Annotated in this window: 9 protein-coding genes (1 of these 9 running past the window's edge); 4 read left to right on the top strand and 5 right to left on the bottom strand. The window is 68.0% G+C overall.

What is annotated here, in order from left to right:
* Positions 1-33 precede the first annotated feature (33 nt).
* Positions 34-2,244 carry an LTA synthase family protein gene (locus CAG33_RS17875; RefSeq protein ID WP_085639796.1) on the bottom strand — a complete coding sequence of 737 codons (2,211 nt, stop codon included), beginning with the start codon at positions 2,242-2,244 and terminating at the stop codon, positions 34-36.
* A gap of 273 nt (positions 2,245-2,517) precedes the next feature.
* On the opposite strand from CAG33_RS17875, the gene CAG33_RS17870 reads away from it, so the two are divergent.
* Positions 2,518-3,546 carry a sterol desaturase family protein gene (locus tag CAG33_RS17870; RefSeq protein ID WP_085583597.1) on the top strand — a complete coding sequence of 343 codons (1,029 nt, stop codon included), beginning with the start codon at positions 2,518-2,520 and terminating at the stop codon, positions 3,544-3,546.
* Positions 3,547-3,740: 194 nt separating this feature from the next.
* On the top strand, positions 3,741-4,157 hold the full coding sequence (locus CAG33_RS17865) for an organic hydroperoxide resistance protein (protein ID WP_085639793.1): 417 nt from the start codon (positions 3,741-3,743) through the stop codon (positions 4,155-4,157).
* Positions 4,158-4,206: 49 nt separating this feature from the next.
* Here the strand turns inward: CAG33_RS17865 and CAG33_RS17860 are convergent, their stop codons facing one another.
* The 4 genes from CAG33_RS17860 to CAG33_RS17845 form a co-directional block, all read right to left on the bottom strand.
* Positions 4,207-4,686 carry a copper chaperone PCu(A)C gene (locus tag CAG33_RS17860; RefSeq protein ID WP_085639790.1) on the bottom strand — a complete coding sequence of 160 codons (480 nt, stop codon included), beginning with the start codon at positions 4,684-4,686 and terminating at the stop codon, positions 4,207-4,209.
* Positions 4,686-5,291 carry an SCO family protein gene (locus tag CAG33_RS17855; protein WP_085583603.1) on the bottom strand — a complete coding sequence of 202 codons (606 nt, stop codon included), beginning with the start codon at positions 5,289-5,291 and terminating at the stop codon, positions 4,686-4,688. Before CAG33_RS17855 ends, CAG33_RS17860 begins: the two co-directional genes overlap by 1 nt.
* Before the next feature lie 141 nt (positions 5,292-5,432).
* Positions 5,433-6,845: an efflux transporter outer membrane subunit gene (locus CAG33_RS17850; RefSeq protein ID WP_085632687.1), complete on the bottom strand. Its 1,413-nt coding sequence runs from the start codon at positions 6,843-6,845 to the stop codon at positions 5,433-5,435.
* Between the two features lie 68 nt (positions 6,846-6,913).
* The gene (locus CAG33_RS17845; RefSeq protein WP_085583607.1) at positions 6,914-7,708 is read right to left on the bottom strand and encodes a helix-turn-helix transcriptional regulator; all 795 of its coding nucleotides are present in this window, start codon (positions 7,706-7,708) and stop codon (positions 6,914-6,916) included.
* Between the two features lie 475 nt (positions 7,709-8,183).
* Between CAG33_RS17845 and CAG33_RS17840 the strand changes: the two genes are divergently transcribed.
* Together CAG33_RS17840 and CAG33_RS17835 are read left to right on the top strand one after the other, a co-directional pair.
* A complete protein-coding gene (locus CAG33_RS17840) occupies positions 8,184-14,597 on the top strand; it encodes a non-ribosomal peptide synthetase (protein ID WP_085639787.1) in 6,414 nt (2,137 codons plus the stop codon).
* Positions 14,598-14,755: 158 nt separating this feature from the next.
* A protein-coding gene (locus CAG33_RS17835) for a non-ribosomal peptide synthetase (RefSeq protein WP_085639784.1) crosses the window boundary here: on the top strand, positions 14,756-20,640 show its 5' portion. Its footprint extends 7,183 nt past the window's final position; only the first 5,885 of its 13,068 coding nucleotides appear in the window; it begins with the start codon at positions 14,756-14,758; the stop codon falls past the right edge of the window.

Genomic DNA, 20,640 nt, shown 5'->3' with positions numbered 1-20,640 from the left:
CGTCCCACGCTAGGCGGGACGTCGGCGCCGGCCTCAGCTCGACTGCGCCGTGTCGTCCGCCGGCACTTCGTCCAGCAGGTCATCCTGGCCGGGCAGTTCGGTGATCACGCTGAAGTCACTGACCTCGACCGCGCCCGCCCCGTAACCCAGCAGGTGGAAGGAGAACGCCTTGCGCGCCATCGGGTTGTCGAAGCTGAAGTCCATCTCCAGCGGCTGATCGGCGGTGGCGACCATTTCCGTCGGCAGGCCCAGTTGCACGTCCTGCTCCATTTCCTTGGCCTTGAGCTGGATGAAGGCGGCCTGCGCCGGATCGACCGAGCGCACGGTCAGGCGCACGCGGGTGTGGGAACCCTTGGGCATCTCCAGGTACTGCGCGCCGATCAGGTTGTCGGCCCAGTCGTCCTTGATCTGCGCCTGCAGCGGGATCACGTTGGAGCTGCCGAACTGGTAGCGCTGATTCAGCGGCGAACGCAGCAGCGACAGGTCCAGCGCCGTGGCGCGGGCGGCGATCTGCCGTGCGCTCTGGCCGCTGGCGTTGCCCTTGAACGTGGCGCTGTCGGCGATGAAGCCGGCGCTGGCGTAATCCCGGCAGCGGCGCGGCATGTCGCACTCGGTCAGCACGCCCTGGCCGTTGTGGTAGCGCAGCTTGCCGTTGGTGAAGGACATGATCTCGCGGCCCGTGTCGTAGTCGCGAAACAGCGAACGGCCGCTCAGGGCGGCGGGCACCGGCAGGTCGAAGTAGTCGAGGATCGATGCGCTGAGGTCGACATGGCCGTAGACCCCGGCGTTCAGCCGCGGCAATTGCGCGTGCTCCGGGGCCAAGGTCAGGTTGAAGCCCCAGGACGAGGCCAGGCGCACGCCGTCGATGCCGTGGGACTCGTCGGAGGTGATCACCACCAGCGTGTCCTTGAGCACGCCCTGGCGTTCGAGGCCGGTCAGGAACACTTCCAGCGCATCGTCCAGATACCCGACGGCGGCCTGTTTCGGCGTGTCGTAGCGTTGCAGGTACTCGTCCGGCGCGGAGTAGGGCTGGTGGGTGCCGACGGTCAGCAGGGTGAGCATCCACGGCTGCTTCTGCTTCTTCAGTTGGGCGACGTAGTCCAGCGCGCCTTCGAAGAACGCCTTGTCGTCCTTGCCCCACGGGAATTCCAGGTAGTTGGCGCGGGTGAACCATTCAAGGCCGTGGGTCGCATCGAAACCGATGTGCGGCATGATCTTGTCTTTGGCCATGAACCGCAGGCCGGCGCCTTGCAGGTAGTGGGTGGCGAAACCGTGCTGGCGCAGCTGGGACGGCAGACAGGCCTGGTTGCGTTCGTTCTGGGTGAGCATCTCGACGCCCTTGGGCGTGCCGTTGTCGAGCTTGTCGTAATCGCCGCAGAGCATGGCGTACAGGCCGCGGATGGTCTGGTGGGTGTGCAGCACGTAGTCCGGGGTGTTCATGCCGCGCTCGGCCCAGCGGCTGAGGTTGGGCATGAGGTTTTCCCGGTAATGGCTGCCGATGGCCTCACGGTTGGCGCCGATGTAGGCGCCGGGGATGCCTTCCAGGGCGACGATCAGGACGTTGCGGGCCTGCCCCGGGGCGCTCAGCAGCTTGTGGCCGTTCAGGTCCAGGTCGGTGAGCCCGGCCATGGGCGGGGCGGTGTGTTCGACGTCGCCCGCCAGCCATTCTTCGGCCTGCATCTGCGCGTCGGCGACCTGGGCGGCGAGCAATTGATGGGGCAGGTTGTACAGGCGCCACGGGTCGGCGTCGCTGGGGGCGACATGCTGCGCGGCCCAATGGGCGCCGAACAGCAGCAGCGGCGCCGCCCAGGCGGCGCGGGGCAATGCCTTGGCTTCGGTGGCGCGGCCGGCCCAACGGGTCAGCAGCCACAGCGCCAGGGCCAGCAGCAGGGCAACGGCCACGCCGGGATGGGCGAAGCCGCCGCCGGTGGAGTTTTCCACGAACTGCGGGTCGATCAGGTAATGCAGGTCCGCCGGGTTCGGCAGGCGGCCGACGGCGCTGACCAGTTCAGCGGTCGCCACCGCCAGCAGTCCCCAGAACAGCAGCAGCGGCAGCGCCAGCCACCACGGCCGGCGGTGCAGCAGCACCACCAGCAGGCTGCCGATGGCCAGGTCCGACAGGTAACCGAACGTGGACGACCATCCCAGCGCCGCACGCAGGCACACGGGCACGATCAGCGCCAGGGTGATCAGGGAGAAGAGGCGGGCGTGAGGATGCCGCAACCGGTGAAAGAGAGCGTTCACGAAAAAAGACCTTCCAGCCATCAAACCGTCATAAAAGTGTGCGCGATGATACCAAGGGCAGGCATTCGGATCGCGCGATTAAACGCAGGCCAAGATCGGCCCCGGACACATCCGGCGGGCACGGGCAGGCGAATCGCGGGCGCGGGCGGTTGGGACAGGGGACGCTTTTTTGTATCAACCTATTTAAAAAGTATTAATGCCTTTGATCCGGCCGGCTGCATTTGCGAAACATTGCGATTTACAATGCGCCACCTCTGATGGAGTCCGATCCTCGTGGATGTGTTCGCGCAACTCTCGACAGGCCTCAACCATTTCGTGATCGCTCCGGTCACCGGGCAGTTCCTTGGCCTGTTCGATCTGAACGGGCGCCTCGGCGTGGTGTTTCTGCTGGCCTCCTACGCCGTGGCCTACGGGCTGTTCCGTCACCGCAAACGGCGTGGCCTGACCGGGGCGGGTTCGTTCTGGCAGTTCATCGGTGGTGGCCGGATCCACGGCCACCGCTCGGCGTGGCTGGATTACCGCTACTACTTCATCAAGGCCATCCTGCGGGTCGCGCTGGTGCTGCCGGTCGTCGGCCTGGTCGATCCGTACATCCTGCGCTCCGGCGACTACCAGCGGTTTTTCACGCAACTGTGGGGCGCCCGGGAACAACTTCCCGATCATCCGTTGCTCGCCGTGTCCTACGGGCTGGGCGTGTTCCTGTTCAGGGATTTCCTGCATTACTGGATCCACCGGGCCTTTCATTCCCGCTGGCTGTGGGAATTCCACAAGGTCCACCATTCGGCGCCGGTGCTGGTGCCGGCCACGGCCAGCCGGATCCACATCGTCGAGTCGCTGGTCGAGCGGCTCGTCATCACCGCCGGCCTCGGCGCCTTCGCCGGCGCGGTCTGGTATGCCTGCGGCGGGGAGGTCAGCCGCTACACCCTATTCGGCGTGACCTGGCTGGTGCTGATCGTCAACAGCCTGGGGGCCAACCTGCGCCACAGCCATGTCTGGCTGTCGTTCGGGCCTGCGCTCGAGCATGTGCTCAACAGCCCGGCCCAGCACCAGATCCACCACAGCGACGCCCCGCGCCATTTCAACAAGAACTTCGCCATCAACCTGTCGCTGTGGGACTGGCTGTTCGGCACGCTGTACGTGACTACACCGAAGCCTGAGGCCTTGCGCTTCGGCACGGGGGAGCAGGATCGCGAGCGTTACCTGACGCTGTACGGGCTGGTCATCACGCCGTTCGTGGAGACGGCGCGCAAGCTGTTCCCAGAATCCGTGTGGGGGCGAGGGTGGTGGGTCAGGCACCGGTGATGTCGCCTGTGCCGGCCTCATCGCTTGCAGGCAAGCGCCTACAGTTTTGGTGGTGTGCATGAATCTTGCGAACGCCCGGCATTCCGTGAACGCCCGTCTATAGTGAGAAGGCTGTGCGAAATGGGTGGTGCGCCTGTCGGTGATCGACGGGGGCGCCGAGACGACAGGCTGTGCCTCTGAATCAGGAGATCGCCATGAGCCAGATCGAGAAAGTGCTGTACACCGCAAAGACCCACACCACCGGCGGACGTGACGGCGCTTCGCGCAGTTCCGACGACATCCTTGACGTGAAACTGTCCTCGCCCGGCAGCAACGGCGGCGGCACCAACCCGGAACAGCTGTTCGCCGCCGGCTGGTCGGCGTGCTTCATCGGCGCGATGAAAGCGGTGGGGGCGCAACAGAAGATCAGCGTTCCGGCGGACGTGGCCGTGGACGCCGAAGTGGACCTGGGCACCAATGCCGGGGGGTATCTGCTGCAGGCGCGGCTCAACGTGAGCCTGCCGGGGATGGAGCGCGCCGCCGCGCAGAAGCTGGTGGAGGATGCGCATCAGGTGTGCCCTTATTCCAAGGCCACGCGCAACAACATCCAGGTCGAGGTGAAACTGGTCTGAGCCCAGGCGGCCCGCCCGCGTTGCGCGGGCAGGCCGGTTCAGCCGGGGATCAATGCATCTTGCTGTGATCGTGGCCTTGCATGTGGGTCAGCGAACGCACGGCGGCCTTCACTTCAACCGTTTCCTTGTCGCCCTTGGCGTTCTCGACGGTCAGGGTCAGCGGCACTCTGTCGCCTTCCTTCACCTGGCCGGTCAGGCCCATCAGCATCACGTGGTAGCCGTTCGGGTCGAAGGTCACGGCCTTGCCGGCCGGCAGGTCGACGGAGGCCACCGGGCCCATCTTCATCACGTCGTCCTTCATGCTCATTTCGTGGATCTGCACGTCCTTGGCCACCGGCGACGCCACCTTGACCAGTTTGCTGTCGCTGTCGGCGGTGACGGTCATGAATGCGCCGGTCGCCGGCTGGCTGGCGACGGTCGCGCGCACCCAGGCGTCATCGACCTTGGTCTGCGCCGACGCCTGGAAAGCCAGGCCCAGCAGGGACAGGGCGCAAGCGGCACGTTTGAGGGTGTTCAGAACGGGGTGCATCAGCAGACCTCCATAACGGTAAGCAAATCTTCCGTGCACTCTTGTGCCGAAAGCGATTGGGACAGGCCCAGGCGCAGTTCGCCCCGGGAGTCGTAGACGTAGCTGGTGGCGGTGTGGGAGATCGTGTAGGTGTCGCCGGCCGGCACCTTCTCGAAGAACACGTCGAATTCCTTGGCGGTGGCCTTGGTCTCTTCCAGGGTGCCGTACAGCGCGACGAAGCTCGGGTCGAAGGCCTTGACGTAGGTGTCGAGGATCTGCGGCGTGTCGCGCTCAGGGTCCAGGGTGATGAAGATCACCTGCAGGCGGTCGCCGTCCTTGCCCATCAGCTTCTTGATCTTCGCCGCACGGGCAAGCGTGGTGGGGCAGATGGCCGGGCATTGGGTGAAGCCGAAGAAGACCATCGGCATCATGCCGCGAAAGCTCGACAGCGTCAGGGTATTGCCTTCGGTGTCCTTGAGCTTGAAGGTGCGTCCCAGGATCTTGTTGCTCAGATCCTTGCCGTACTTGTACGACAGTTCGCCACGGGTGTCGCAGCCGGCGAGCAGGCCCAGGCCCAGCACGCCCATGCCGGCCAGCACCTGGCGGCGGGTCAACGAAGCGGTCATCGATTTAGCGCCCTTTGCGAGCCCGTCGGCGTGCAGCCGTCCGGGCGGGGTTACCGTAAAAGCGGCGCATGATAGCAAAGCGGGGAGCGCTCCCGGCTGCCGAACGGCGGTCTAGACACATGGTGCGACAAATGGCCGCGATCAGTGGGCGGCGTCCGGCAGCGCCTTCCAGCCCCCGCCCAGGGCGGTGTACAGGTTCACTTCGGCGACCAGTTGCGCCAGCCGGTCGTTGATCAGGCCTTGCTGGGAACTGAACAGCGAGCGCTGGGCGTCGAGGAACGTCAGGCTGCTGTCGACGCCGCTCAGATAGCGGTGCTGCGCCATGTCGTAGTAGTCCTGGGTGGCCTGCACGAGGTCGTGCTGGGCCTGAAGCTGATCCCGGTAGGTCTTGCGCGCCGCCAGGCCGTCGGCCACTTCCTGAAACGCGGTCTGGATCGACTTTTCGTACTCGGCCACCGTGATGTCCTTCTGCAGCTTGGCGTAGTCCAGGCTGGCGCGCAGGCTGCCGGCGTTGAACACCGGCAGGTTGAGCTGCGGCTGGAACGTCCAGGCGCCGGAACCGCCCTTGAACAGCCCGGCCAGGTCGGTGCTGGACGTTCCCGCATTTGCGGTCAGGCTGACGCTGGGAAAGAACGCCGCCCGCGCCGCGCCGATGTTGGCGTTGGCGGCCTTGAGCTTGTACTCGGCCTGAAGGATGTCCGGGCGGCGCTGCAGCAGGTCCGACGGCAACCCCGCCGGCAACTGCGCCACCAGGTCGTTGGCCAGCGGCAGCGCCGGCAAGTGTTCGGGGATCGGCGCCCCCACCAGCAGCGTCAGGCTGTTCAGGTCCTGAGCCACCTGCCGCTGATAGCGCGCCAGGCTGGCGCGGGTGCTGTCGACGCTGGTCTGCGCCTGGATCTGCTCCAGCGCCGACGATTTGCCGGCCTCGCGGCTGCGGGTGGTCAGGCGCAGGCTCTGTTCGTCGGCGGCCAGGGTTTCCTGGGTCAGGGCCAGCAGTTCCTGGTCGGCGCGCCAGGTCAGGTAGGCGCTGGCGACGTTGGCCACCAGGCTCAGCTGTGCGCTGCGCCGGGCCTCTTCGGTGGACAGCCAGGTCATCAGCGCCTGCTCGCTGAGGCTGCGCACCCGGCCGAAGAAGTCCAGCTCGTAGGCGCTGACCCCGAGGTTCACCGCATAGGTCGAGGTGATCATCGCCTTGGTCCGGGTGACGCTGGGCGGCATGCGCCGGCGCAGTTCGTTGCCGTTGGCCGACACCGCCGGAAAGAGGTCGGCGCGTTGGATCCGGTACTGCGCCTGGAAGGCCTCGACGTTGAGCGCCGCCACCCGCAGGTCGCGGTTGTTGGCCAAAGCGCTTTCGATCAACTGTTCCAGGGCCGGATCGTTGAACAGCCCCCGCCAGTCGTCGACGCCGACCGCAGGCTGCGTGTTCGCCGCGTAGGCCGGGCCTTGCGGATACTGCGCGGCATTGGGCGACTCGGGGCGGCGATACTCGGGAATCAACGAACAGCCGCTCAAAAGCAGGGCGGCGCACAGCAGGGAAAAGGGCAACCTGGACATCAAACAGCCTCATGCACGCAAAGAACGGGCGCCGCTGTGCAGGGGCCCGAAGTGAACCGACCGCCGGATCAGGCGCCGGCCATCCATTTCGCCAGACCGTGCCGCCCGCTGACGCCCAGCTTGGCCGTCGCGCGTTTGAGGTAGGTCTCGACGGAGCTGTTCTTCACCCGAAGCCGCTCGGCCAGTTGCGGCACGGTGCCGCCGGTCAGCAGGCCCAGGCAGACTTCCTTTTCCCGCACCGACAGGTTGATTTCGCTGAGGGTCAGGCGCTCCTCGAACACCTGGTGCAACGGCGCCTGGTCCTGGTCGGCCACGGGCGGTCGCAGGTGTCGGGCGGTGGTCTGCCGGCTGAGGTGGGCGTGGCGCTCGATCAACGGCAGCAGGGTGTCGGACAGGCTCTTGAGGAACGACAGCTCCGGCAGGGAAAACACCCGGTGCGTTTGCGGGCGGTAGAACGAAATGACGCAGCGGCGATTGGAGTTGCGCGACACCAGATTGCATTGATGGACACCCAAATGCGGGTGGCGGTGCTGGAGCGAGGCCTTGAGCTGGATCAGCAGCGAGTCGTTCATCTCGATCATTTTCTGCAGCAACGGATGGTCGTCCGGCCGCTGCAGGGGATCCGGGGGCGGGAACGTCTGCGGCTGGCCGGCGCTGCCCAGTGCCTTGACCTCGACCACGCTGGCCTGGCGCTCGTCCAGCGTCCATTCGCTCAGGTCGACCCGGTTGACCGGCACCAGGGTATCGACCAACTGGAATAGGTTGGTGGCGAACCGTTCGTCGCCGGTGCTGGCGATCAGTTCGCCCAGTTGCCAGTAGAAGTGCGGGTTTTCCGTGTTGCGGATACTGCCGGTCAGATTCATGTCTTTGTCATCCTTGTCTTCACGCCTTTACCGAATCGTCTGCCGTGCACACGCCCCTGCAAGTCCCGTTTCTCCTTGAGCAGGGATTTAAGCCTATGGGTTTGTCTTGCGTCTGTAAGGGAAAGCGGGGACACAAATTGCCATCTTTTCTGAATTGATGCGCCCACGATTCCTACGCGGAATGGGCTGCGAAAATCGCCCCGGTGATTGAACGGTTAATCACAGGGGCACTAAACCGGGAGGATCGGCGAGATTGGCCGGCAAAACCGGATCTAGAGCGGGCCGCAGGTATGGCAATTGTCCTACAAGACTTTCAGCTATTCCTTTCGGGACGTAAGGGGCGGTTGCCGAGCGCCCGTCGTGGCCCCGCGCAAAAGGCAGGCGCGGCGCCCGGCCCGGGTGTCCGGGTTTCACGTGTCATGCCGCTTCCGGGGCCGGTGCTTGAATACCGGCACAATCACATGAGAAGGATCTTATGAACTCATTTGCTGCCGATGCGGCGGACGGACTGTCCGCGACCGCCGAAACCTTTGCGCTGACCGCCGCCCAGAGTGACATCTGGCTCGATCAACTGCGTCAGGGCGATTCGCCGCTGTACAACATCGGCGGCTATGTCGACCTGAGCGGCCCGCTGGAGCCTGAGCTGATGCAGGCGGCGCTCGAACGCCTGGTGGCCCGCCACGACGCCGTGCGCACGGTGCTGCTGCCGGGGGCGGGCGAGCAGGGCATGCCGCTGCAGCGCTTTGCGCGGTCGCTGCCGGCGCCGATGCCGCTGCATGACTTCTCCAGCCATCCCGACCCTGAAGCGGCGGCGCGGGCGTTGATCCAGGAGCGCATCGAACAGCCCTTCACGCTGGACGGCGGGCCGCTGTTCCGCTTCCTGCTGATACGGCTGGACCGTCAGCGGCACTGGCTGTCGATCCTGGCCCACCACCTGATCACCGACGGCTGGGGGTTCGGCGAGATGCTCAAGTCGCTGGACGAGATCTACAACGCGCTGGCCAGCGGCGACCAGCCACCCGAAGAGGCGCCGTCCTACGTCGACTTCATCCTCGACGATGCGCGTTACCACGGCAGTGCGCGGTACGAACAAGACCGTGCCTACTGGCTGGACAAGTACCGCCACGTGCCCGAGCGCCTGCTGCTGCCCCGTCATCAGGAACGCCACGGGCCGGCTGCGGCACCGAGCCGGATCTTTTCCCAGCCGTTCCCGGTCAGCCTGCACGAGCGCATGAAGCAGGTGGCGCGGGAGTTCGGCGCCTCGGCGTTCCATGTGCTGCTGGCGGCGATGCACGTCTATTTCAGCCGCTCCGCCCAGCGCGACGAATGGGTGGTGGGGGTGCCGCTGCTCAACCGCTCAGGGGCCCGTTTCAAGTCCACCCTCGGTCTCTTCACCCAAGTCAGCGCCGTGCGCATGGGGTTTGGCCGCGAGCTGTCGTTCAGCCAATTGATCGTGGCGATCCGCGATGAGCTGAAACAGGACTTCCGCCATCAGCGCTTTCCCCTCAGCGAAATGAACCGGGCGCTGGGCCTGCTGCGCGAGGACCGCTCGCAGCTGTTCGAACTGACGGTGTCCTACGAGCAGGACATCCACGAGTACCGCTACGGCGAGGCCCGAGGGGAGGTGGTCAAGGTCTCGAACCACGAGGAAGGCACGCCGCTGTCGGTGCATCTGCTCAGCAACCGCAGCAACGAAAAGGACAGCCTGTACCTGGTCTACAACGAAGCCTATTTTGACGCCGACGACATCAAGGCCCTGGCCGAGCGCCTGCTGTGGGTGCTGGATCAAGGGCTGGAGGACGCCGGCCTGGCGGTGGCCGACTTCAACCTTGCCACCCCGGCGGAGGCAGCGTTGCTGCAGCGCTGGAACAATACGCGCACCGACTTCCGCCAGGGCCAGCCCGTGCACCGGCGTTTCGAGGCGCAGGCGGCGGAGCGTCCCCAGGCCCTGGCGGCCATCCATGAAGGCAGGCCGTTGACCTACGCCGATCTCGACGGGCAGGCCAATGGCTTGGCGCACCACTTGATCGGCCTCGGCGTGCGCCCCGACGACCGGGTGGCGGTGGTCGCCCGGCGCGGGCTGGACACCCTGGTCAGCCTGCTGGCCATCCTCAAGGCGGGCGCCGGGTATGTGCCGGTGGATCCGGCGCACCCGGCCGAACGGCTGCGCTACCTGCTGGAGGACAGCGCCCCCGTGGCGGTGCTGACCCAGAGCGATCTGCGCGAACGCCTGCCGAACTCCGCCGTGCCGGTGGTTGAGCTGGACCGGCGCCGCTGGCCGATCAACCCGGCCAGGCCCGATGTGCCGGCGCTCACCCACCGGCACCTGGCCTACGTGATCTACACCTCCGGCTCCACCGGCCTGCCCAAGGGCGTGATGGTCGAGCACCGCACCCTGTCGAACCTGATCGACTGGCATTGCGAGGCCTTCGGCCTGCGCGCCGGCAGCCATGCGTCGAGCCTGGCCGGGTTCGGCTTCGACGCCATGGCCTGGGAGGTCTGGCCGGCGCTGTGCGTGGGCGCGACCCTGCACCTGGCCCCGGTGCAGGCCCCGCTTGAGGAGGGCGGCGAAGACATCGATGCGCTGCTGGCCTGGTGGCGCGCGCAACCTTTGGACGTGAGCTTCCTGCCGACGCCGGTGGCCGAATACGCCTTCAGCCGTCAGCTCGGCCACCCGACCTTGCGCACGCTGCTGATCGGCGGCGATCGCCTGCGCCGGTTCGACCGCGAACAGACGTTCGAGGTGATCAACAACTACGGCCCGACCGAAGCCACGGTGGTCGCCACGTCCGGGCGGGTCGTGGCGGGGAAGGCGCTGCACATCGGCAAGCCGATCGCCAACGGCACCGTGCACCTGCTCGACGACCGGCAGCGTCCGGTGCCGGTCGGCGTGGCCGGGGAGTTGTATGTCGGCGGCGCGGGGGTGGCGCGGGGTTACCTGAACCGGCCCGAACTCACCGCCGAACGCTTCCTCGACAACCCGTTCGCCGAAGGGCGGATGTACCGCACCGGCGACCTCGCCCGCTGGCGCAACGACGGCACCCTCGAATACCTGGGGCGCAACGACGATCAGGTCAAGCTGCGCGGCGTGCGCATCGAGCCCGGCGAGATCGAGGCCGCGCTGCTCAGCCACGACGCCGTGCGCGAGGCCGTGGTGCAGGTGCGCGACGGCCAACTGCTGGCCTGGTTCACCGAGGGCCGGGCGCTGGACATCCGCGAGTTGCACGAGCACCTCAAGGCCCGTCTGCCGGGCACGCTGCTGCCGGGGGCCTACGTGCGCCTGGAGACGCTGCCGCTGACCGCCAACGGCAAGCTGGACCGCAATGCCTTGCCGGATCCGGGGCCGGAGGCCCAGGTTCGCCGTGAATACGAAGCGCCGTCGGGCGATGTGGAAACCGTGCTCGCGCAGCTGTGGGCCGAGGTGCTGCAAGTGGAGCGGGTGGGGCGTCACGACCACTTCTTCGAACTGGGCGGGCACTCGCTGCTGGCGGTGGGGCTGATCGAACGCATGCGCCAGGCCGGCCTGAGCAGCGACGTGCGTGTGCTGTTCGGCCAGCCGACCCTGGCGGCCTTGGCTGCGGCGGTGGGCAGCGGCCGCGAGGTCGAAGTGCCGCCCAACCGCATTGCGCCCGGCTGCACGCACCTCACGCCGGACCTGCTGACGCTGGTGCGCCTGGACCAGGCGGCCCTCGACAGGATCGTCGCCACGGTGCCGGGCGGCGCGGCCAACGTGCAGGACATCTACCCGCTGGCGCCGTTGCAGGAAGGCATCCTCTATCACCACATCACCGCGCAGCAGGGCGATCCGTATCTGCTGCAATCGTGGCTGGCGTTCGATGACGCCGAACGTCTGGACGCCTTCGCGCAGGCGCTGCGCCGGGTCATGGCGCGCCACGACATCCTGCGCACGGCGGTGCTCTGGGAAGGGCTGGACGCAGCGGTGCAGGTGGTGTGGCGCACAGCCGAACTGCCGATGGAGGAAGTCGTTACCGACCCGGCACAGGGGGACGTCCTGGCGCAGTTGCACGAGCGCTTCGACGCCCGCCGTTACCGTCTCGACATCAGCCAGGCGCCCTTGATCCGCTTGGTCTACGCACGGGATCCGGCCCATGGGCGGATCGTCGCGACCCTGCTGTTCCATCACCTGGCCATGGACCATATCGCGCTGGAGGTGATGCGCGAAGAAATGCAGGCCAGCCTGCTGGGCCTGAGCGAGCCGTCGGCGCCGGCGGTGCCGTACCGCAACTATGTGGCCCAGACCCGGCTCGGCGTCAGCGAACAGGAACACGAGGCGTTCTTTCGCGAGATGCTCGGCGACATCGACGAGCCGACGCTGCCCTTCGGCCTGCAGAACGTGCAGGGCGACGGCCGCGGCATCGAAGAGGCGCAGCGGTCGCTGCCGGCGGACTTGGACCTTCGCCTGCGCGCGCAGGCCCGGCAACTGGGCGTGAGCGTGGCGAGCCTGCTGCACCTGACGTGGGCGCGGGTGCTGGCGGCGACCTCCGGACAGGAGCGGGTGGTGTTCGGCACCGTGCTGATGGGGCGGATGCAGGGCGGCGAGGGCGCCGACCGGGCGTTGGGGGTGTTCATCAACTCGCTGCCGTTGCGGGTGGACGTGAACCTGGGCGTGCGCGCCGCCGTGCAGGCGACCCACGCCCGGCTGACGGCGCTGCTGGGGCATGAGCATGCGTCGCTGGCGCTGGCCCAGCGCTGCAGCGGGGTGGCGTCGCCGTCGCCGCTGTTCAGTGCGCTGCTCAACTACCGGCACACGGACGAGCGCACCCAGGACGCATCTGCCGTTCAGGCGTGGCAGGGCATCGAGACCCTGGCCAACGAAGAGCGCACCAACTACCCGATGACCCTCAGCGTCGATGACCTGGGCGACGGTATGCGCTTGACCACCCGGGCCGTGGCGGGCATCGGCGCGCAGCGGATCGGCAGTTACGTGCAGACCGCATTGCAGGCGCTGGTCGAGGCCTTGGAGCAGAGCCCGCACCAGCCTGTGAACCGACTGTCGGTGTTGCCGCCGCAGGAACTTGAGCACCTGCTGGTCGGGCTCAATGCCACCGAAGTGGATTGTCCGCTCGAACAGCCCGCCCATGTGCTGTTCGAGGCGCAGGTGCGGCGCAAGCCGGACGCCGTCGCATTGCAGTTCGAAGGGCAGTCCCTCACGTACCGCGAGCTCAACGAACGGGCCAACCGCCTCGCCCATCACCTGCGCGGGCAGGGCGTGCAGCCGGACGCGCGGGTGGCGATCTGCGTCGAGCGCAGCCTGGAACTGGTGATCGGCCTGCTCGCCATTCTCAAGGCCGGCGGCGCCTACGTGCCGCTGGATCCGGACTACCCGCTGGAACGCCTGCACTACATGCTGCAGGACAGCGAACCGGTGGCGCTGCTGATGCACGGGGCGACCCGGCGACTGCTCGGCGAGCCCGGCGTGCCGCTGATCGAGATCGACCGCGGCGACTGGCAGGACGCGCCGGCCGGCGACCTGACGGTGCCGGGCCTCGGCGCTTCGAACCTGGCGTACATGATCTACACCTCCGGCTCCACCGGCACGCCGAAGGGGGTGATGGTCGAGCACCGCAGCCTGTGCAACATGGTGCACTGGGGCTCGCAGATCAGCCCGCCGACCGAGCACGGCGCGCTGTTGCAGAAGGCGCCGTTCAGCTTCGACAGTTCGGTGTGGGAGATCTTCTGGCCGCTGTGCGCAGGGCTGCGCCTGGTGCTGGCGCGCCCGGACGGCAACCGCGATTCGGCCTATGTGACGAAAGCGATCCGCGAGCAGGGCGTCACCGTGGTCAAGTTCGTGCCGGCGCTGCTGCAGCAGTTCATCGAGCAGGACGACGTCAGCCAGTGCACCGGCCTCACCGACGTGCTCAACGGCGGCGGCGAGCTGACCGTCGCGTTGGCCCGTGCCGTGCGCCGGCGCCTGCCGTGGGTGCGCCTGCACAACGTGTACGGCCCGACCGAAACCACGGTGGACAGCACCGGCTGGACACTGGAGCCCCACGAGCCGGTGCCGGAGGGCGCGATCCCCATCGGCAAGGCCTTGAGCAACACCCGTCTGTACGTCCTCGATGCCCACGACCAACCGGTGCCGATGGGCGTCAGCGGCCAGCTGCACATCGGCGGCGTCGGCGTTGCGCGGGGCTACCGGGGGCTTGCGCCGATGCAGGCCGAGCGCTTCATCGACAGCCCGTTCGTGCCGGGGGACCGGCTCTACCGCACCGGCGACCTGGTGCGCTACCGCCCGGACGGCCACCTTGAGTTCCTCGGGCGCAACGACTTCCAGATCAAGCTGCGCGGCCTGCGTCTGGAGCCGGGCGAGATCGAGGCGCGGCTGACCGAACACCCGGCGGTGCGCGAAGCGGTGGTGACGGTGCGCGACGAGCGCCTGGTGGCGTACTTCACCGTGCGCGAGGGGTTCGCGGCGCCGGCCATCGAGGCCTTGCGCGCCCATGTGCTGGAGCGTCTGCCCGAGTTCATGGCGCCGGGGGCCTATGTGAGGCTGGACGCGTTGCCCCTGACCCCCAACGACAAGGTCGACCGCAAGGCCTTGCCCGCACCGGGGGCGGAGGCGGTGCTCAGCCGCCGCTACGAAGCGCCGCAGGGCGATGTGGAGATCCGCCTGGCGCAGATCTGGGCCGAAGTGCTGGGGCTTGAGCAAGTCGGGCGCGACGACCACTTCTTCGAGCTCGGCGGCCACTCGCTGCTGGCGGTAAGCCTGGTGGCGCGCATGCGCCAGGCCGGGCTGCACGTGGATGCGCGCACGCTGTTCAGCCAGCCGACGCTGGCGGCCCTGGCGGCGCACACCCAAGGCCAGGCCCGGCAGGTGGACATCCCGCAGACCACCATCCCGGTGCTCGACCGCAAGCGGCGGCTCTGACCGGCCCCTGTGGCAAGGGAGCCCTCGCCACAGGGGATTGTCCCCGCTTCCCATGTCAGCCCCACGGGGCTTGATGTTTTAGCTTTTCCAGGCTGTGCGCAGCGGGCACGGACTCGATGCTGCGCGCTTCTTTTTTCGAAATTACAGCAGGTTACCTCATGCAATTCAGTGAACTGATGGCTGTTATCTCCACCCATGCGATCCGCCTTCAACAGGACGATGAAGATCTGGTCATTCTGGGCAACGACGACGCGCTGGACGATGCGTTGTGGGACAGCCTCGCCGAACACAAGGCGCAATTGCTGGAACTGGTGGCCCGCCACGGCGGCGACTGGCAGAGCCCGGCGCTGCGCATCACCCCGGACATGCTGCCGCTGGCGAAACTGGATCAGGACACCCTCGACCGCCTCGTCGCCGCCGTGCCGGGCGGGGCGGCCAACGTGCAGGACATCTACCCGCTGGCGCCTTTGCAGCAGGGCCTGCTGTATCTGCACCTCTCGGCGGCCGAAGGCGATCCCTACGTGTCCCAGGCGCGGTTCACCTTCGACGGCCGCGAGCGGCTGGAAGCGTTCGCCGACGCGCTGCGTTGGGTGATCGGCCGCCACGACATCCTGCGCACGGCCTTCGTCTGGGAGCGCCTGGACGAACCGCTGCAAGTGGTGTGGCGCGAGGCGCCGCTGGTCTGCGAAGAAATGCCGCTGGACGGACGCGGGGACGTGCTGACGCAACTGCTGGCGCGGCACGATCCGCGGCATTTCCGCCTCGACCTGCAACAGGCGCCGCTGCTGCGGCTGGCGTTCGCCGAAGATCCGGCCAACGGCCGGGTGGTGGCCCTGCTGCTGTTTCACCACATGATCATGGATCACGTCGCCCTCGACGTGGTGCGCCGGGAAATCCAGGCGCACCTGCTCGGCCGCGGCGAAGAGGTTGCGGCGGCCGTGCCGTTTCGCAATCACCTGGCCAAGGCCCGTCTGGAGGCGGACGAGGCGGCGCAGGAGGCCTTCTTCCGCGACATGCTCGCCGACATCGACGAGCCGACGCTGCCCGGCGGCCTGCACGACGTGCAGGGCGACGGCCAAGGCATCGAAGAGGCCTGGCGCATGCTCGATAGCGACCTGAGCCTGCGCCTGCGCGGGCAGGCCCGGCAGTTGGGGGTGAGCGTGGCGAGCCTGATGCACCTGGCGCTGGCGCGGGTGCTGGGGCAGTTGTCCGGGCGCACGGCGGTGGTGTTCGGCACCGTGCTGCTGGGGCGGATGGAGGCGGGCGACGGCGTCGAGCAGGCCCTGGGCATGTTCATCAACACCCTGCCGCTGCGGGTGGATGTCGGCGACGGCAGCGTGCGCGACGGCGTGCTGGCGACCCATCGGCGCCTGACCGCGCTGCTCGCCCATGAGCAGGCCCCGCTGGCGCTGGCCCAGCGCTGCAGCGCCGTGGCGGTGCCGACGCCGCTGTTCAGCGCCATGCTCAACTACCGCCACAGCAGCGCCGAAGAGGTGGCCGAGGTGATCGACCTGGCGCCGGGCGTGCAGGTGCTGGGCGCCCGCGAACGCACCAACTACCCATTGACCGTCAACATCGACGATCTGGGCGAGGACCTGCGCATCACCGCGCTGGCCGACGAAGCCCTGGGCGCCGAGCGTATCGCCGGCTACCTGCACACGGCGCTGGAGAGCCTGGCCGATGCCTTGCAGGAGCGCCCGCAGGCGCCGCTGCACAGCCTGAACATCCTGCCGGCCGCCGAGCGCGAATACCTGCTGCATGGCGTCAACGCGCCGTTGCGCACGTTCCCCGACACGCCGTTGATCCATCAGCAGTTCGAAGCCCACGCACAGGGCCGGCCCCAGGCCGTGGCGCTGCTGTTCGAAGGCAAGACCTACAGCTACGGCGGGCTCAACCGCCAGGCCAACCGGGTGGCCCACCGCCTGCTGGCCATGGGCATCCGCCCGGATGACCGGGTGGCGATCTGCGTCGAACGCGGTCCGCAGATGATCGTCGGCCTGCTGGCGGTGCTCAAGGCCGGCGCCGGTTATGTCCCCATCGATCCCGCCTATCCGCTGGAGCGGATCGCCTTCACCCTCAAAGACAGCGCGCCTGTGGCGGTGCTGATGCAGGCCGGCACACGGAACCGGCTGGGGGCAACCACGGCGCCGGCGGTGGACCTCGACGACCACGACCTGCAGGCCGAACCGGACTTCGACCCGCAGGTCCCGGAGCTGACACCGGCGCACCTGGCCTACGTGATCTACACCTCCGGCTCCACCGGCCAGCCCAAAGGGGTGATGGTCGAGCACCGCAACGTGGCCCGGCTGTTTTCGGCGACGCACGACTGGTTCCAGTTCAACCCGAAGGACGTCTGGGCGCTGTTCCATTCCTTTGCCTTCGACTTTTCGGTCTGGGAGATCTGGGGCGCGCTGGCGTTCGGCGGGCAGTTGCTGGTGGTGCCGCAGCGCATCAGCCGTTCGCCGGACGAGTGCTACGCGCTGCTGTGCCGCGCCGGCGTCACGGTGCTCAACCAGACGCCCAGCGCGTTCCGCCAGCTGATCGCAGCCCAGGGCCGCAGCCCGTTGCAGCATTCCCTGCGCGAGGTGATCTTCGGCGGCGAGGCGCTGGAACCCGGCTCGCTCAAGCCCTGGTACGCGAGGGTCGGCAATGCCGGCACCCGCCTGGTGAACATGTACGGCATCACCGAGACCACGGTGCACGTGACCTATCGGCCGCTGGAGGCGGCGGACGCCCAATCGGTCGGCGCCAGCCCCATCGGCGTGCGCATCCCCGACCTGCAACTGTATGTGCTCGACGCCCGCGGCGAACCGTTGCCGGTGGGTGTGGCCGGTGAACTGTACGTCGGCGGCGCCGGGGTGGCCCGCGGCTACCTGAACCGAGAGACCCTCACGGCCGAACGCTTCATCGCCGACCCGTTCAGCCACCGCGCCGAGGCCCGCCTGTACAAGACCGGCGACCTGGCGCGCCGGGCGGCGGACGGCAGCCTCGAATACCTGGGGCGCAACGACGATCAGGTGAAGATCCGCGGTTTCCGCATCGAGCTGGGCGAGATCGAAGCGCGCCTGACCGAGTGCGACGGGGTGCGCGAAGCGGTGGTGATCGCCCGCGAGGACAGCCCCGGCGAGCCACGCCTGGTGGCGTACTGGCTGGCCGACGAGGGCTTTGAGCCGAGCGCGGCGCACCTGCGCGACCGCCTGCTGCTGTCGCTGGCCGACTACATGGTGCCGAGCGCGTTCGTGCGGCTCGACGCCTTCCCGCTGACCGCCAACGGCAAACTGGACCGCAAGGCGTTGCCGCAGCCTGACGGCGAGGCCTTCGCCCGTCGTGGCTTCGAAGCGCCGGTCGGCGAAACGGAGACCCGTATCGCCGCGATCTGGCAGGCGGTGCTGGGGCTGGACTCGGTCGGCCGGCATGACAACTTCTTCGAACTGGGCGGCCATTCATTGCTGGCGGTCAAGCTGATCGAACGCATGCGCCAGCAGGACATGCACTGCGACGTGCGCGTGCTGTTCGGCCAGCCGAGCGTGGCTGCGCTGGCGGCGACCCTGGGCGCGGCGCAGACGGTCAGCGTGCCGGCCAACCGCATCGAGCCTGGCTGCACCCGCATCACCCCGGACCTGCTGCCGCTGGCCACGCTGGACCAGGCGGCCATCGACCGCATCGTCGAGACCGTGCCCGGCGGCGTCGCCAACGTGCAGGACATCTATGCCCTGGCCCCGCTGCAGGCCGGGATTCTCTACCACCACCTGGCCACCGCCGACGGCGATCCGTACGTGCTCCAGGCGCAGTTCGCCTTCGATACGCTGACGCAGGTCAAGGCGTTCGTGCGGGCCTTGAACAGCGTCATCGCCCGTCACGACATCCTGCGCACCAGCGTGGTCGGCGAAGGCCTTGAGGAGCCGGTGCAAGTGGTCTGGCGCGAGGCGCCGCTGGCGCTGGAACGGGTCGATGTCGATCCGCTGGACGGCGATGTCCTGCGCCAGATGCAGGCACGCTTCGATCCGCGCCGCTATCGCCTGGATCTCGAGCGCGCGCCGCTGATGCGGTTCGCCTACACCCAGGATCCGCAACGCAACCGCTGGGTCGGCATCCTGTTGCTGCATCACATCGTGCTCGACCACACCGCCCTGGAGGTGCTGGTGGCGGAGATGGGCGATGCCCTCAACGACCGCGCCGCTCAAGGGCCGGCGGCGGTGCAGTACCGCAACTACGTGGCGCAGGCGCGGCTCGGCGCGGCGGCCGAGGCCCACGAGGCGTTCTTTCGCGAGATGCTCGGCGACATCGAGGAGCCGACCGTGGCGTTCGGTCTGCACGACGTGCACGGCGACGGCAGCACCGTCATCGAAAGCGAGATGGCCCTGGACGACAGCCTCGTCGAACGCCTGCGCGAGCAGGCCCGACGGCTCGGCATCAGCCTGGCGAGCCTGGTGCACCAAGGCTGGGGCCAGGTGCTGGCGCAGATGTCCGGCCGCGACGACGTAGTGTTCGGCACCGTGCTGCTCGGGCGGATGCAGGGCGGCGAGGGCGCCGACCGGGCGCTGGGCATGTTCATCAACACGTTGCCGCTGCGGGTCGGCGCCGGATCGGCGCCGGTGGAAGAGGGCGTGCGTGCCACCCATCAACGGCTGGCGCAACTGCTCGGCCATGAACAGGCGTCACTGGCCCAGGCCCTGCGTTGCAGCGGCGTGCCGGGCGCGTTGCCGCTGTTCAGCACCTTGCTCAACTACCGCCACAGCGCGCCGCAGGCGCCGGCGCTGGACTGGGACGGCATCCACGTCCTCAGCTCCCGCGAGCGCAGCAACTACCCGCTGGCGGTCAACGTCGACGACTTCGGCCAAGGGCTGCGCCTGACGGTGCAGGCCGTGCCGGACGTGGACGGGGCGCGGGTCTGCCACCTGCTGCAGACGGCCCTGCTGGGGCTGGTCGACGCACTGGAGCACGACCCGGCCAGGCCGCTGCATCAGGTGTCGGTGCTGTCGCCGGGCGAGCGCCAGCGGCTGCTGATCGGCTTCAACCTGACCGGCCGCGAATACCCGTGCAAGCAGACCGTCCACCGCCTGTTCGAAGCCCAGGCCGCGCTGCGTCAGGATGCGCTGGCGGCGGTGCAGGGCGAGGCGCAGTTGAGCTACCGCGAACTCAACCAGCGCGCCAACCGGCTCGCCCACTACCTGATCGAACTGGGCGTGCAGCCGGGCCACAGCGTGGCGACGCTGCTGCCCCGGTCGCTGGATCTGTTGGTGGCGCAACTGGCGATCGGCAAATGCGCGGCGGTGTACGTGCCGCTGGACATCAACGCCCCGGCCGAGCGCCAGGCGTTCATGGCGCAGGACAGCCGGGCGGTCATGCTGCTGACCCGCACCGACGAGGCCGCCGAATATGCCCCGTGGCGCCTCGACCTCGACACCCTGACGCTGGACCATCACCCGGTGCACAACCCGGAGCTGCGCCAGTCGTCCGAATCGGTGGCGTACATCATGTACACCTCCGGCTCCACCGGCACCCCCAAAGGCGTGCTGGTGCCGCACCGCGCCGTCGCGCGGCTGGTGATCAACAACGGCTATGCCGACTTCAATGCCGAAGACCGGGTGGCGTTCGCCTCCAACCCGGCATTCGACGCCAGCACCATGGACGTCTGGGGTGCGCTGCTCAACGGCGGCCAGGTGGTGGTGATCGACCACCGCACCTTGCTCGATCCGCAGGCGTTCGGCCGGGCGCTGACGGCGTCCGGGGTGACGGTGCTGTTCGTCACCACCGCGCTGTTCAACCAGTACGTGCAACTGATCCCGCAGGCGCTCAAAGGCTTGCGCATCCTGCTGTGCGGCGGCGAGCGCGGCGATCCGGCGGCGTTCCGCCGTCTGCGGGCCGAGGCGCCGGACCTGCGCATCGTGCATTGCTACGGACCGACCGAAACCACCACTTACGCGACCACCTTCGAGGTGCGCGACGTGGCGGCGGACGCCGAGAGCGTGTCCATCGGCGGGCCGATCTCCAACACCCAGGTGTACGTGCTCGACGCCCGGCAGCAGCCGGTGCCGTGCGG

The sequence above is a fragment of the Pseudomonas sp. B3(2017) genome, assembly GCF_002113595.1.
In the GTDB taxonomy this organism is placed as follows: Bacteria; Pseudomonadota; Gammaproteobacteria; order Pseudomonadales; family Pseudomonadaceae; genus Aquipseudomonas; species Aquipseudomonas ekonensis.
This window is presented reverse-complemented; position numbering and strand designations above follow the sequence as displayed.

Bases quoted from the DNA above. Each gene is read 5' to 3' on its own strand.
- CAG33_RS17865 (WP_085639793.1), top strand. From the start codon at position 3,741: ATGAGCCAGATCGAGAAAGTGCTGTACACCGCAAAGACCCACACCACC.
- CAG33_RS17860 (WP_085639790.1), bottom strand. From the start codon at position 4,686: ATGCACCCCGTTCTGAACACCCTCAAACGTGCCGCTTGCGCCCTGTCC.
- CAG33_RS17855 (WP_085583603.1), bottom strand. From the start codon at position 5,291: ATGACCGCTTCGTTGACCCGCCGCCAGGTGCTGGCCGGCATGGGCGTG.
- CAG33_RS17850 (WP_085632687.1), bottom strand. From the start codon at position 6,845: ATGTCCAGGTTGCCCTTTTCCCTGCTGTGCGCCGCCCTGCTTTTGAGC.
- CAG33_RS17845 (WP_085583607.1), bottom strand. From the start codon at position 7,708: ATGAATCTGACCGGCAGTATCCGCAACACGGAAAACCCGCACTTCTAC.
- CAG33_RS17840 (WP_085639787.1), top strand. From the start codon at position 8,184: ATGAACTCATTTGCTGCCGATGCGGCGGACGGACTGTCCGCGACCGCC.